This is a genomic window from Archangium sp., from assembly GCF_036389735.1.
Taxonomy (GTDB): domain Bacteria; phylum Myxococcota; class Myxococcia; order Myxococcales; family Myxococcaceae; genus Archangium.
This window is the reverse complement of record NZ_DASVWK010000835.1, coordinates 1-12,488: the sequence shown is the minus strand read 5'-3', so window position 1 is coordinate 12,488 and position 12,488 is coordinate 1. Positions and strand designations below refer to the sequence as shown.

At 68.7% G+C, this 12,488-nt stretch carries 14 protein-coding genes; 8 read left to right on the top strand and 6 right to left on the bottom strand.

Going from position 1 to position 12,488, the window contains the following annotated elements; translation table 11 throughout:
- Together VF794_RS29830 and VF794_RS29825 are read left to right on the top strand one after the other, a co-directional pair.
- Nucleotides 1-681, top strand: a 681-nt coding sequence (locus tag VF794_RS29830) for a HAMP domain-containing sensor histidine kinase (protein ID WP_331116263.1), incomplete at its 5' end; no start/stop codon positions are given.
- A 74-nt stretch (nt 682-755) separates the two neighbouring features.
- Nucleotides 756-989 carry a Sec-independent protein translocase subunit TatA/TatB gene (locus VF794_RS29825; protein WP_331116261.1) on the top strand — a complete coding sequence of 78 codons (234 nt, stop codon included), beginning with the start codon at nt 756-758 and terminating at the stop codon, nt 987-989.
- A 103-nt stretch (nt 990-1,092) separates the two neighbouring features.
- Here the strand turns inward: VF794_RS29825 and VF794_RS29820 are convergent, their stop codons facing one another.
- From VF794_RS29820 to VF794_RS29795, 6 genes are all read right to left on the bottom strand, one after another.
- A complete protein-coding gene (locus VF794_RS29820) occupies nt 1,093-2,946 on the bottom strand; it encodes a long-chain fatty acid--CoA ligase (protein ID WP_331116259.1) in 1,854 nt (617 codons plus the stop codon).
- Nucleotides 2,943-3,683, bottom strand: coding sequence for a tetratricopeptide repeat protein (locus VF794_RS29815; protein ID WP_331116258.1), 741 nt, complete (start codon nt 3,681-3,683; stop codon nt 2,943-2,945). The genes VF794_RS29820 and VF794_RS29815 overlap by 4 nt, the downstream gene beginning before the upstream one ends.
- Nucleotides 3,684-3,815: 132 nt before the next feature.
- The gene (locus VF794_RS29810) at nt 3,816-4,565 is read right to left on the bottom strand and encodes a sigma-70 family RNA polymerase sigma factor (protein ID WP_331116256.1); all 750 of its coding nucleotides are present in this window, start codon (nt 4,563-4,565) and stop codon (nt 3,816-3,818) included.
- A gap of 228 nt (nt 4,566-4,793) precedes the next feature.
- Complete coding sequence (locus VF794_RS29805; RefSeq protein ID WP_331116254.1) at nt 4,794-6,224, bottom strand: FAD-binding oxidoreductase; 1,431 nt, start codon at nt 6,222-6,224, stop codon at nt 4,794-4,796.
- A 14-nt stretch (nt 6,225-6,238) separates the two neighbouring features.
- Nucleotides 6,239-6,802: a GTP cyclohydrolase I gene (gene folE / locus VF794_RS29800; RefSeq protein WP_331116269.1), complete on the bottom strand. Its 564-nt coding sequence runs from the start codon at nt 6,800-6,802 to the stop codon at nt 6,239-6,241.
- A 78-nt stretch (nt 6,803-6,880) separates the two neighbouring features.
- Nucleotides 6,881-7,222: a Rieske (2Fe-2S) protein gene (locus tag VF794_RS29795; RefSeq protein WP_331116252.1), complete on the bottom strand. Its 342-nt coding sequence runs from the start codon at nt 7,220-7,222 to the stop codon at nt 6,881-6,883.
- Between the two features lie 128 nt (nt 7,223-7,350).
- Here VF794_RS29795 and VF794_RS29790 point away from each other — a divergent pair, with 128 nt between their 5' ends.
- The 6 genes from VF794_RS29790 to VF794_RS29765 form a co-directional block, all read left to right on the top strand.
- Nucleotides 7,351-7,767, top strand: coding sequence for a hypothetical protein (locus VF794_RS29790; protein ID WP_331116250.1), 417 nt, complete (start codon nt 7,351-7,353; stop codon nt 7,765-7,767).
- A 76-nt stretch (nt 7,768-7,843) separates the two neighbouring features.
- The gene (locus VF794_RS29785; protein ID WP_331116248.1) at nt 7,844-9,184 is read left to right on the top strand and encodes a zinc-regulated TonB-dependent outer membrane receptor; all 1,341 of its coding nucleotides are present in this window, start codon (nt 7,844-7,846) and stop codon (nt 9,182-9,184) included.
- 25 nt (nt 9,185-9,209) lie between these two features.
- Nucleotides 9,210-10,133 (top strand): metal ABC transporter substrate-binding protein, encoded by a 924-nt coding sequence (locus VF794_RS29780; RefSeq protein WP_331116246.1) that lies wholly within the window; start codon nt 9,210-9,212, stop codon nt 10,131-10,133.
- Between the two features lie 3 nt (nt 10,134-10,136).
- Entirely contained in the window at nt 10,137-10,976 is an 840-nt protein-coding gene (locus VF794_RS29775) for a hypothetical protein (RefSeq protein ID WP_331116244.1), read from the top strand.
- A 91-nt stretch (nt 10,977-11,067) separates the two neighbouring features.
- On the top strand, nt 11,068-11,835 hold the full coding sequence (locus VF794_RS29770; RefSeq protein WP_331116267.1) for a metal ABC transporter ATP-binding protein: 768 nt from the start codon (nt 11,068-11,070) through the stop codon (nt 11,833-11,835).
- The coding region (locus VF794_RS29765) for a metal ABC transporter permease (protein WP_414640981.1) at nt 11,816-12,488 on the top strand (673 nt) is incomplete at its 3' end. The genes VF794_RS29770 and VF794_RS29765, both read left to right, overlap by 20 nt.

Genomic DNA, 12,488 nt, shown 5'->3' with positions numbered 1-12,488 from the left:
CTGGGGCTGGCTTCGCATGACCTGCGGGGCTCGCTGGCCAATGTGCGCTCGTACGCCGCCCTGCTGCTCAATGGCCGCATCCCATTGGAGCCCAAGGCCAAGCGGGGGTTGGAGACCATCCTGAGGAACACGGACAAGGCGCTCTCCTTCGCCCAGGACTTCTTCGACTCGTGCCGGGCGGACCTCGGGATGCTGGCGTGCGAGAAGGAGCGGCAGGCGCTCGAGCCCCTGCTGGCCAACGCGGTGGAGCACCACCTGGAGGCCGCGGGCGCGGCGAGCGTGGCACTGAGCATGGAGCTGCCAGGCGGGCCCCTCCCCGACGTGGACGTGGACGGAGGCCGGGTGCAGCACGCCGTGGAGGCCTTCATCCGCCACCATCTGCTGCATGCCCAACCTGGAGAGCAGCTGCGCGTGCGCGCCAGGCCGGAGGGCGACAGCGTGCGGGTGGAGGTGCGACGCGACGGCGTGCCCCCCTCGCAGGAGGAAGCCGCCCTCACCTTCTCGCGCGAGGAGCGCGCCTTCCGGGAGAAGAAGCTGGAGGATCCGCTGCGGCTGTTCCTCGCGCTTCAGGAAGTGGAGGCGCTCGGAGGGACCGCCGGGGTCTCCACGGACGCCGGGGGCGTTACTCTGTATCTTACAGTCCCCATCGCGCTCGCTACCTCGCCGACCCTGCAGGTCTGAGGCTCCCGATCGTCAAGCTGGCGACATGTGCCCGCCGGGGCTATCCTGCCCGCGCCTTTGCCAAGGAGTGCGCGATGGGTCTGAAGATGTCGGAGATTCTGATGATCATGGGGGTGCTGCTCCTCCTGTTTGGAGGCTCGCGCCTGCCGCAGCTCGGCTCCGCGTTGGGCAGCGCCATCCGCAACTTCAAGCGCGGCTTCGGTGGCGAGGAGTCTCCCGCGGAGGAGAAGAAGCATCCGGGGACGCTCTCAAGCAGCTCCACGGTGGAGAAGGACGCCACCGCCCGCAGCACCAGCCACCACGGCTGAGACGTCCGCTGGGCTTCGCGCCACGCCCGATCGGCCTTCCCTCGTGGGGAGTGGCTGACCGGGCGTCGTCGTTTCCGGGAGCGACCAGCCGCTCGGGCGCTCCTCAGTCCGAGAGGTCGCCCTCGTAGAGACCGTCCAGCACCTGCTTGAACTTCTGGCTGACGAGCTTGCGCTTCACCTTGAGGCTCGGCGTCAGCTCGCCCGACTCCTGGCTGAAGTCCGACTCCATCACCGCGAAGCGCTTGAGGGTGCTGTAGGAGGGCAGGTCCGCGTTCACCTTGTCGAGGATCTCCTGCACCGCGGCGCGGATCTCCGGCCGCCGGCAGATCTCCGCGTAGTTGCCGGGCGTCACGCCCTTCTCCGTCAGCAGCTTGCGGGCGGGCTCCTCCGACACCGTGACGAGCACCACCAGGTACTTGCGCTTGTCGCCGTACACCATGGCCTGGCTGACGAGCGGGAACGTCTTGAGGGTGCCCTCGATGTTCTGCGGCGCCACGTTCTTGCCGCCAGCGGTGACGATGATGTCCTTCTTGCGGTCGGTGATGCGGACGTAGCCGTCCACGTCCAGTTCGCCGATGTCGCCGCTGTGGAACCAGCCATCGGGCTCGAGCACCTCGGCGGTGGCCGTGTCGTTCTTGTAGTAGCCCTTCATCACGCCCGGGCCGTGGATGAGGATCTCCCCGTCCGGGGCGATCTTGATCTGGGAGCCCGGCAGGGCCGGCCCCACGGTGCCGATCTTGATCCTCTCCGGCGGGTTGACGCAGGAGGCGGCCGACGTCTCGGTGAGGCCGTAGCCCTCCAGCACCTTGTAGCCGAGCAGGTCGAAGAAGAGGGCGATCTTCTTGGACAGGGGGGCGCCGCCGGAGACGAACAGGCGCATGTGGCCGCCGAGCTTCTCGTCGAGCGTCGCGCGCACCTTGCTGAACACCAGCTTGCGTGCCAGCGCGAGGCCCAGGTGGGGCGGCTCGCGGCCCTGGTTCTTCGCCTCCACGTACTCATCGAAGAGCGAGAAGGCCCAGCGGAACATCCGGCCCTTCAGCCCGGGCGCGGAGGAGCCGTTGGACACCACGTTGTTGTAGACCTTCTCGAAGACGCGCGGCACCGCCGGGAGGATGGTGGGGTGCGTCTCCATGAGGTTGGACAGCAGCTTCTCCGCGGACTCGGCGAACACCATGCGGAAGCCCATGGACAGCCACGCCGCCTTCACCACCTGCCCGAAGGAGTGCGCCAGGGGCAGGAACATCATCACCGAGTCGGCGGGCAGCATCAGTCCGACCGTCTTCGCCCCGTTGGCCTCATAGGCCCAGTTGCCATGGGAGAGGAGCACGCCCTTGGGGTCCCCCGTCGTGCCGGAGGTGTAGATGATGCAGCAGATGTCCTCCGCCTTCACCGCGTGCACCCGCTCCTCGAAGGCGCCCGGCTGGGCGTCGTGGGCCTGGCGTCCCCGGGCCATCAGGTCGGAGAGGGCTAGCTCCGCGTCCCCGCCCGGCGAGCCCTCAAAGAGGACCGTGCGGCGCACACCAGGACACTCGGAGAGCTTCTGCCGGAGCCGGGTGGCGCGCCCGGCCTGCTTGGGCGTCGCCTCGTCATGATCGACGAAGACGAACGACGCCTCGGAGTGGTTGAGGATGTAGCGGGCCTCGTCCGGCGTGTTGGAGGCGTAGATGGGAACGGTGATCGCCTGTGCGGCGGAGATGGCCAGATCGCACACCACCCACTGGAGGCTGGTGTCGGCGAAGATCGCCACGCGGTCCCCCGGCTTCACGCCCTCGGAGATGAGCCCCGCGGACAGCACCTTCACGTCCTCCAGGATGCGACCCCAGGGGACGTCTTCCCAGCGACCGCCGGTCTTCAAGCTCGCCGCCACCTTCGCGGGTGACTGCGCTCGCTGAAGCAACAACTCGACGAGGTTCCGCGCGGCGACAGCGGGAGTTGCGATCTGGTTCTCGGCCCTCATTTGAGTTCCTCCTCAATGGCGGCCTGGACCTTTTTCGCCCACCCCTGGACGCGCTGGCCCTCGGCCGGGTCATACCCCACACTTCCTTGGGTAACCTTGAGGATGGTCTCGTGCGCCTGCTTCTCCTCACCATCGGCGAGCAACGTCTCAGCGAGGTACAGCCTGGCCCGTAGCTGCTCGGGGTGCCGGGCGAGCGCCTTCTGGAAGAAGGAGGCGGACTTCTTCAGGTCCCTCTTGGGCCAGGGCAGCTCGTAGAAGTAGCGCCCCTTGAGGACCAGGGGCCCACCGCGCTCGTACATCGCATCAATCTTCAGCGCGGTATCCAGGCGCTCGTTGTACTTGCCCTCCAGACCCTCACCGAGGGCCGTGAGGATGCCCACCGCCTGCGAGTAGAGGCCAATCCCCGCGGCCGCGAAGAAGTGGCCCTCGACGCGCTCCGGCGACAGCTTCCGGGCCTTGTCTCCGAGCTCCCACGACTGCTTGCCCAGGTTCTTCTTCACCTTCGCGTCCGTGGACCCGTCGGCCTGCCACTGCCGCAGGCGCGCCACGCGCCACAGCACCTCGAAGTCCTCGGGGGTGGCCTTCAGCGCCTGACCCAGGGCCTCATCCAGCTGCTTCAGGGCGGCGGAATCCCCCCGTTTCGCATACAGCGCGTCCCACGCGGAGAGCTCCTCCGGGGTCGCGGCCAGGGCGGGAAGGGACAACACCACGAAAAGGGCGAGTAAAATCGAGCGCATACTCCGCGTGTTACCATGCGCTTTTGCTCGCCAGCAATACGAGCGACCAGACGACAAAGGCGGTACCCGTGGTGCGCGAAGCACCTCGGATACCGCCTCGTTGGGTGATGGACATGGACCCTGTCCTGGCGGTCAGGCCGCGTCCACCGACGAGGAGGCCTGCTGCTCCTCGTCCTGATTGAAGGCCGCCAGGTAGCGCTCGAGGAAGTTCTTCGTCTTGAGCTCCACCTGCCGGACGCGCTCGCGGGAGACGCCCCAGCGCTGACCCAGCTCCTCCAGCGTGCGCGGCTTGTCCTGCGTGAGCCGCTCCTGGAGGATGTCCCAGCCCAGGTCGCCAATGCGCTTGCGCACCTTGGCCAGGGCCTCCTGCACTTCCGTGGTCTGCTCGCGCGACAGGAAGGTCTCCTGGGGCGAGGGGCCCCCGTCCTCCAGTCGATCCAGGAAGGTCGTCTCGCCTTCCTCGTCGATGCTCGCATCGAGCGAGAAGTCCGTCATGCTGCCGCGCTCGGCCTCACCGCCCCGGACCTGGCTGCGGTTGTCCTTGAGGTAGCGCGTGATGTAGGCGCGAATCCACCACACCGCGTAGGTGGCGAAACGCACGTTCTTCTTCGGATCGAAGTGCTCGATCGCCTTCATCAGGCCCACATTGCCTTCCTGGATGAGGTCATCCAGACGGGCACCGCGGTTGGAGAATTTCTTCGCCACCGCTACCACGAAGGCGAGATTCGACTTCGCGAGCAGCTGTCGCGCCGCCTCATCACCCTTGCGAGCGCGATGGGCCAACTCGTACTCCTGCTCTCGGGTCAGCTGCGAATGATCCCCGAGGTGACGCAGGTAGTGCGACAGGCCCTCGCCTCCAAACTTCATCGTCCTGGTCGCCATTTTTCGCGTCCTCCGTTGCCGTGTCTCGGACGCGCTCGCCCCCAGGTCCGCGTCCACTTATCTCTAGGACGCACAACGAGGCATTGGGTTTCTCATTTCCGTTTCCGGGTATTTCTCCCGCTTACCCTGTCAACAAGCGGGCCCGGGGGTGTCACAGCCACGTCACAGCCCCGGCACCGGGTGGGAAATGACCTCTCGCCTCGCGGGAGAGCGCACATCCGCGTAGGTCTAAGAACACTTGGGCGCGGGAAAGATTTTATCGGGGTTGAGCATTCCTGAAGGATCGAAGAAGGCCTTCAAACGGCGCTGGAGGTCCAGCACCGCCTCGGGTTGCTCCAACGCCAGATATTCCCGCTTGGCGTGGCCCACCCCATGCTCGCCCGTGATGGTGCCGCCCATCGAAACGGTGATTTCCAGCATGCGCCGGATGGCCGTCTCCACCAGGGCGCGCTGGTGCGGGCCCTCATAGAGGATGTTGGCATGTAGGTTGCCGTCCCCGGCATGACCATATGTGGCCACCGGCAACCCGAGTTCCTGGCCCATGTTCTTGAGCGCCAGGATGATGTCGGGAATGCGGGACCGGGGAACCGCGATGTCCTCGGAAATCTTGTGCGGTCGCAGGGTGCGCAAAGCCCGGGAGACCCCCCGGCGGGCCGCCCAGAGCTTCTCGCGCTGGGACTCGTCCTGGGCCACGAGGACCTCCTTCGCGCCGTGCTGCTCGCAGATCTCCCCCAGCCAGGTCAGCTCGGCGAACAGGCCCTCCTCCATGTTGCCGTCCACCTCGGCGATGACGGCCGAGCCCGCACCGGGTGGGAAGTTGAAGCCCCGACCGTTCACGGCCTCGAGGGCCACGTCGTCGATGAGCTCCAGGGTGCGCGGGAGGATGCCGGCGGCCAGCACGGAGGTGATGGCACGCGCCGCGGTGTGCACCGAGTCGAAGACGACGAGCGCCGTCTTCACGTACCGGGGCCTGGGGATGAGCTGGACGGTGATCTCCGTGGCCACCCCGAGCGTGCCCTCGGAGCCCACGAAGAGGCCCACCAGGTCATAGCCGGCCACGCCCTTGATGGTCCGGCGGCCCACGCGGAGCACCTCGCCGGTGGGCGTCACCCACTCCAGGCCGATGACATAGTCGCGGGTAACTCCGTACTTGAGGGCCTGGGGGCCTCCGGCGTTCTCCGCCACGTTGCCCCCCATGGTGCAGAACTCCCACGAGTTCGGGTCCGGCGGATAGAAGAGGCCCTTCTCCTCCGCGGCCTTCATCAGATCGCCCGTGATGACACCCGGCTGCACCACGGCCGTCAGGTCCTCCGCGGACACGGAGAGGATGCGGTTCATGCGCTCCAGGCTCACCGCCACGCCCCCTCGCAGGGCGAGCGAGCCACCACTCTTGCCGCTGCGCGCCCCGCAGGGCGTGAAGGGCACGCCGAGCGACTGGCATGTCCGGAAGACGGCGGCCACCTGCTCGGTGCTCTCGGGGAACACCACCATGTCCGGCGGGTACACGCCCGAGTCGGACTCGTCCTTGGAGTAGTTCTGGAGGGTGGAGTCATCGCGGCGCACCTGTCCGGGCGAGAGCACCTCCACCAGCGCGGTATGGGCGCGCTCCAGCAGAGCGGCAGGGGGTCGGGGGAAGGTCCGCTCGGCGGGCAGGGTCATCCGAACATCTCCACTCAACGTCTCAAGGTGCCCAGCCGCGCCCACAGCTCGCGGCGCAGGGGTCCGTCCTTTCGCAGCCGGCCCTCATAGGCCTCCGCGTGGGTGCGGGCGTCGCGCTGCCGATCTCCCCGGATGCGCAGACACGCCTGCTCCGCCTCGATGATGCAGGCGGCGGCGGGGCTCTTCAGCACCCGTGCCAGCGACGAGGCCACCTCGCGCGCCAGGTCCTCCTGGAGGATGAGCCGGTGCGCGAAGCAGTCCACCAGCGCGCCCAACCGACCGAAGCCCACCACCCGCTTCGTCGGCATATAGGCCACGTGCGCCCGGCCCTCGAAGGGCAACAGGTGGTGCGGGCACATGGACTGGAAACGCAGGTCCGTCACCACCACCAGTTCCCCGGAGGAATTCGGAGGGGCCGGGAACGTCTCCCCCAGCGCCTCCTCCGGGGTGCGTCCGTAGCCATCGAGGAACTCCCCCGCCCAGGCCTCGGCCACCCGCTCCGGCGTGCCCGCCAGGTTGGGATCACTCTTCAGCGGCAGGCCCGCGGCGCGCAGGAAGTCCTGAATGGCGGCGGCCATGGCCGCCCGGTCCGGCTTCACGCCTCGCGGTACTCGGGGGTTTCCCACAGACGGAGCTCCTTGAGTCCCTCGCGTACTTCAGGGGGTGGGCAACCTACCCGAAGCCGACACCTGAATCTCGTCCCCGATGACGCGTACCTGGTAGATGCGCACCCGGGCGCCGGGATGTGTCGGGCTGGTGCCCGTGCGGACGTCGAAGGCCCAGGCATGCAGGGGGCAATAGAGGAGGCACCCGTCCTGGTCCCCCTCCGACAGCGGCCCTCCCCGGTGCGGACAGGCCTCCTGAAGGGCATGCAGCCGCCCCTCCACCCGGACGAGCGCGACCGACTCCCCTCCGACCCGCACCACCACCCTCCCCCGCTCGTCGAGGTCCCCCAGGCGTGCCACGGGAATGAAGCTCTCGTCGGCTTGTCCGTCCATCCGTCGCTCCTCAACGCACCGCGGCCAGCCTCCCCTCCCCGGTTGAATGCGGCGAGGGACACCTGCGTCGCTCCCTTGACACCTCGGTAGGGGATCAGTAGAGCAACACGATTGCCGTCCTTCCGCTAATGCGACATCCAGCCCACATCGCCGTTGGACGCCTCGCCGCCACGCTGCTCGTGGTGCTGTGGGTTGCCCAGCCGTTGCTGGCCATCGCGCACACGCGGGAGCACGTGCACCGCTATTGCCCGACGCACCGCGCCTTCGAGGAGGCCTCGACGGGCGGAGCCCTGGCGCGCGCCACGAAGGTGTGGGACGGGGGGACGGTGGAGAAGCTCCCGCCCGCCCCCATGGGGTCGCCGCGCCACGAGGAGTGCACCGTCATCCCCGCCAGCGGCCGCGAGGAGCTGGTGGGCCCCACCGCCCGGCCCGTCGTCCAGGCCTGCCTCGCGGTGAGCCGTCCGGCCACCGCGCCGCCCCGGCCGCTGCACTCCCTCTCCGTCCTCGACACCGCTCCCAAAGCCTCGCCTCCAGCGCGCGTCTAGCGCCGTCGAAGCGAAGTCCTGGGTCGACGTCCGCCCACGCGGCACGTCCGACGTCTGGTTCGAGGAGTCTCCAACCGTGTCTTCCACAGTGCGCCGGCTCGCCGGCCTCGTCGTCTCCCTCTCGTTCTGTCTCTCCCTGTCCGCGTGGGCCCAGTCGTCGCCCGACGCGGGCACTCCCACTGACGCCGGCACACCCTCCGGGGAGGCCCCACCCGAGGAGCTGTCCGCCGAGGATCTGAAGGACCTCGAGGAAGCGCTCGGAGCGGATGCCGCGGCCGCGAGCGCCCAGGGCGGCACCACGTCCGCGCCCGCGGGGGCCACCAGTACATCCGCTTCCGGCGGGCTGACGATCAGCCCGACGAACATCGGCTTCTCGTGGCTCAACCTCTCCTTCGTCCTGGACACGGCGCTCGCCGCCTTCACCTCGAAGGAGCCGCTCCAGACGGGTGGGCATGATCCCGGCGGCAGTGGCTTCACCCTCCAGCAGTTGGAGCTGTCGGTGAACGCGGTGGTGGATCCGTACTTCCGCTTCGACAGCAACATCGTCTTCAGCCAGTTCGGCGTGGAGATCGAGGAGGCCTACGCCACCACCACGAGCCTGCCCGCCAATCTCCAGCTGCGCGCCGGCCAGTTCCTCACCCGCTTCGGCCGCATCAACCCCACCCACCTGCACGCCTGGGAGTTCGTGGACCAGCCCTTCGCCATCGGCCGCGTCTTCGGTGCCGAGGGCAACCGCGGGCTGGGCGTGGAGGGCTCCTGGCTCACCCCGCTGCCCTGGTACGTGGAACTCGTCGGCTCGGCCACCGACGCCAGCGGAGGAAGCACCGCGCGCAGCTTCCTCGGCACCGACACCGGCGGCGTCACCTCGCCCCTGGACTTCCAGTTCACCGGAGCGGTGAAGCAGTTCTTCGAGCTGTCGGATGACCTGTCGCTGCTGTGGGGCCTGTCGGGCGCCAACGGCCCCAACCCCACCGGCTACCGCAACCGCACGGACGTCTTCGGCACGGACGTGTACCTGAAGTACCGGCCGCTGCGCGGAGGCAGCTTCACCACGGTGGCCCTCCAGGCCGAGGTCCTCTACCGCCGCCGCCAAATCCCCGGGGACGTGCTGTGGGACGTCAACGGCTACGGCCAGCTCTCCTGGCGCTTCGCCCAACGCTGGGGCACCGCCGCCCGCTACGAGCTGGGCACGCCGGCTCGCACCCTGGCCGGTCGCCTCGCCGAGGATCCGCTCGACCCCGAGTGGACCGCCAACCGCCAGCGCATCTCCGCCAACGTCTCCTTCTATCCCACCGAGTTCTCCCGCCTGCGCCTCCAGGGCGCCACCGACCTCGTCGGCTGGCGAGACCGCCCGGACTACTCGGCCTTCCTCGCACTCGAAGTGGTGATGGGCGCTCACGGCGCCCATGCCTTCTGACAACCCTCTTGCTCCGGAGTCTTCGATGAGCCCCTTCCGATTCCTCGCGGCCTTGAGCGCCGCCCTCCTCTGCCTCCTCTCCTTGCCCGCGCACGCCGACCTGCGGGTGGTGGCCACGGTGCCGGACCTCGCCGCGATCGCCAAGACCATAGGCGGCGACAAGGCACAGGTCATCCCGCTGGCGCTGCCCACGCAGGACCCGCACTTCGTGGACGCCAAGCCCAACCTCGCCCTGGAGCTCAACCGGGCGGACCTGCTGCTGGCCATCGGCCTCCAGTTGGAGATCGGCTGGCTGCCCACGCTCCAGAACGGCGCGCGCAACCCGCGCATCGTCTCCGGTGGCCAGGGCTACATGGAGGTGTCCCAGTTCATCCGCCCGCTGGAGATTCCCCCCGTCTCCGTGGACCGCAGCCAGGGGGATGTCCACCCCGGTGGCAACCCGCACTTCCTCTACGACCCGCGCAACGTGGTGAGGGTGGCCCAGGGCATCACCGAGCGCATGGCCACGTTGGATGCGAAGAACGCGGACACCTACCGCGCCAACCTGGCGAAGTTCACCGCCGAGGTGGAGAAGGCGCGCGCCGGCTGGGAGCAGCGCCTCGCCGGGCTCAAGGGCGTGCCCGTGGTGGCCTACCACCGGACGACGGCGTACCTGGCGGACTGGCTGGGCTTCGAGACCATCGCCTACCTGGAACCCAAGCCCGGCATCCCGCCCAACCCCGCCCACGTGGCGCAGGTGCTGGGACAGGGGCGCCAGCGCAAGGCGCGCATGGTGCTTCAGGAGGACTACTACCCGAACACCACCGCTCGGCTCGTCTCGAGCAAGATGCCCGCCCCCCTCGTCGTCATGCCCGCGGGGACCAACGTGCGCGGTGGACAGACGTACATCCAGCGCATGGACGAGCTGGTGCAGCGCCTGGAGAACGGCCTGAAGGGCCAGGGGACCTGAACCATGCGACGCCAGTTGCTCTTCCTCTTCTGCCTCACGCTCGGCGGCTGCGCGTGGGAGGCCGGCCAGGGCTTCGCGGTGGTGGAGCCCACCGTGCGCGTCGCCTACGAGGCGCTGCCCGCGCGCAACGCGGGTGACGGCTACCAGAAGCTGAGCTCGGACTACCAGGTGCGGCTGGACTCGGCGGCGATGCGGCTGTCCGGCATCGAGCTGCTCGCCACCGCCAGCGGCCCCAGCGGGAGCTTCGATCCCGCCAACCCTCCTCCGGGCTACTCGCTGTGCCACGGCGGCCACTGCCACCGCGACGACGGGGCGCTCATCCCCTACGAGCAGATCGCCGCGGAGCTGGGCGGAGGCGGCGGCTCGCGCACGGTGGTGACGCTCCCCGTGGACGAGCCGCTCAACCTGCTGGCCCCCGAGACGCGCCCCCTGGGCTGCCAGCCGGACTGCGCGCTGCCCCAGACCCAGGTGTCCCAGGGCCGCTGGGGCGTCGAGACGCTGCGCATCGAGGGCATCGTGCGTGATGGGCGCGTGCCCCCGCGCATCGCGAGCGAGCGCCGCTTCGTGCTGGACCTCAAACCGGGCGCGGACGACGCCGACGCGCCAGTGGCGGTGCTCGACGGCGAGGTGGAGCTGCCCTCGGATCGAGCGACCCCGCCGGAAGCGAAGGTAGCCCTGAACCTGGTGCTGACGGCCGGGCTCTTCGATACCGTGGACTGGGATAACGTGAAGGACACGACTGGCGTCGTGAACATCAGCAGGTCGGACAACGCCGAGGCACTCAAGGCGGTGCTGGAGCAACTGGCGCGTTTCTCGCCTGAAGCGGAGGTGACCCGTGGATGACCATCAGCACCCTCACAAGCACAAGCACTCGCATCCACATCCCCACCCGCATACGCACGACGTCCACCACAAGCACGAGCACACGGATGACCTGTTGCTGTGCTGCGAGGAGCTGGTCGTCGGCTACAACGGCAAGCAGATGCTGCCGGCCATCGACCTTCAGATCCGCCGCGGCACCTTCCTGTCGGTCATCGGCCGCAACGGCTCGGGAAAGAGCACCTGGTTCAAGACGCTGCTGGGCATGCTGCCTCCGGTGTCGGGCAGCGTGGCGCGCACCAGCGAGCGCGTGAAGAGCGCCTACGTGCCGCAGACCTCGGGCATCGACGCGCTGCTGCCGGTGCGCTCGCACGAGCTGGTGCAGTGGGGGCGGCTGAGCGGGTGGAACTTCCTCTGGCCCTTCGCCAAGAAGCAGGACCGGCAGGTGGTGAGGACGGCGCTGGAGTCCGCCGGAGCCACCATCATCGCCAACCGGCCCTATCGAGACCTGTCCGAGGGCCAGAAGCAGCGGGCCCTGCTGGCGCGGGTGCTGGCCACCGAGGCGGACTTCGTGCTGCTGGACGAGCCCACCGCCTCCATGGACGCGGTGGCCGAGCGCGAGACCATGCAGCGGCTGTCGGAGCTGACGCGAGGGCCGCGGCGCCTCGCGGTGGTGGTGGTGAGCCACGACCTGGAAGTCGCCGCCGAGTTCTCCGATCTGATCCTCTTCGTGGACAAGGATGCCCCGGCGATCGTGCTGGGCGACGCGAAGTCGGTCTTCTGCCACCCCGCCTTCCGACACAAGTACGGCGATGATTACTGCCCTGTCCACCCTCGCGCCCATCCCCCCAATGGAAATCAGCTTGGACCCACAGTCGGTTGAGACCTCCTCCTGGGCACAGTTCTGGGACGCCTACGAGCTGTTCCGGGACCCGATGCTCTGTGCCCTCATCGCCGGGTGCGTGCTGGGGTTCCTCAGCGTGTACGTGGTGCTGCGGCGCATGGTGTTCGTCAGCGCCGCGGTGACGCAATCGGCCGGCCTGGGCGTGGCGCTCGCCTTCTTCGCGCAGATCCACCTGGGTTTCGCCATCGAGCCCACCATCGGCGCGGCGGGCATGGCGCTGGTGTCCACGGTGCTGCTGATGATGGACCCGACGCGGATGCGGCTCACCCGCGAGAGCGTCCTGGGCCTTGCCTACGCCCTCACGGGTGGCGCGGCCATCCTCGTGGGCGACCGCATCTCGCAGGAGGCCCATGACATCCAGGGCATCCTCTTCGGCACGGCGGTGCTGGTGGAGCGCCCGCAGCTCATCGCCGTGGCGGTGGTGGGTGGAACCACGCTCTTCATGCACCTGTGGTGGTTCCGCGGCCTCACCTTCGCCAGCTTCGATCGTATCGGAGCCATGGTGCAGGGGCTGCCGGTGCGCCTGCTCGACGCGGTGGTGATGATCTCCATCGGCCTGATGGTGGGCGTGTCGGCGCGAGCCCTGGGCGCGCTGCCGGTGTTCGCCTTCTCCACGCTGTCGGCGATCGCCG

Bases quoted from the DNA above. Each gene is read 5' to 3' on its own strand.
- VF794_RS29825 (WP_331116261.1), top strand. From the start codon at position 756: ATGGGTCTGAAGATGTCGGAGATTCTGATGATCATGGGGGTGCTGCTC.
- VF794_RS29790 (WP_331116250.1), top strand. From the start codon at position 7,351: ATGCGACATCCAGCCCACATCGCCGTTGGACGCCTCGCCGCCACGCTG.
- VF794_RS29795 (WP_331116252.1), bottom strand. From the start codon at position 7,222: ATGGACGGACAAGCCGACGAGAGCTTCATTCCCGTGGCACGCCTGGGG.
- folE (WP_331116269.1), bottom strand. From the start codon at position 6,802: ATGGCCGCCGCCATTCAGGACTTCCTGCGCGCCGCGGGCCTGCCGCTG.
- VF794_RS29820 (WP_331116259.1), bottom strand. From the start codon at position 2,946: ATGAGGGCCGAGAACCAGATCGCAACTCCCGCTGTCGCCGCGCGGAAC.
- VF794_RS29815 (WP_331116258.1), bottom strand. From the start codon at position 3,683: ATGCGCTCGATTTTACTCGCCCTTTTCGTGGTGTTGTCCCTTCCCGCC.
- VF794_RS29805 (WP_331116254.1), bottom strand. From the start codon at position 6,224: ATGACCCTGCCCGCCGAGCGGACCTTCCCCCGACCCCCTGCCGCTCTG.
- VF794_RS29780 (WP_331116246.1), top strand. From the start codon at position 9,210: ATGAGCCCCTTCCGATTCCTCGCGGCCTTGAGCGCCGCCCTCCTCTGC.
- VF794_RS29810 (WP_331116256.1), bottom strand. From the start codon at position 4,565: ATGGCGACCAGGACGATGAAGTTTGGAGGCGAGGGCCTGTCGCACTAC.
- VF794_RS29775 (WP_331116244.1), top strand. From the start codon at position 10,137: ATGCGACGCCAGTTGCTCTTCCTCTTCTGCCTCACGCTCGGCGGCTGC.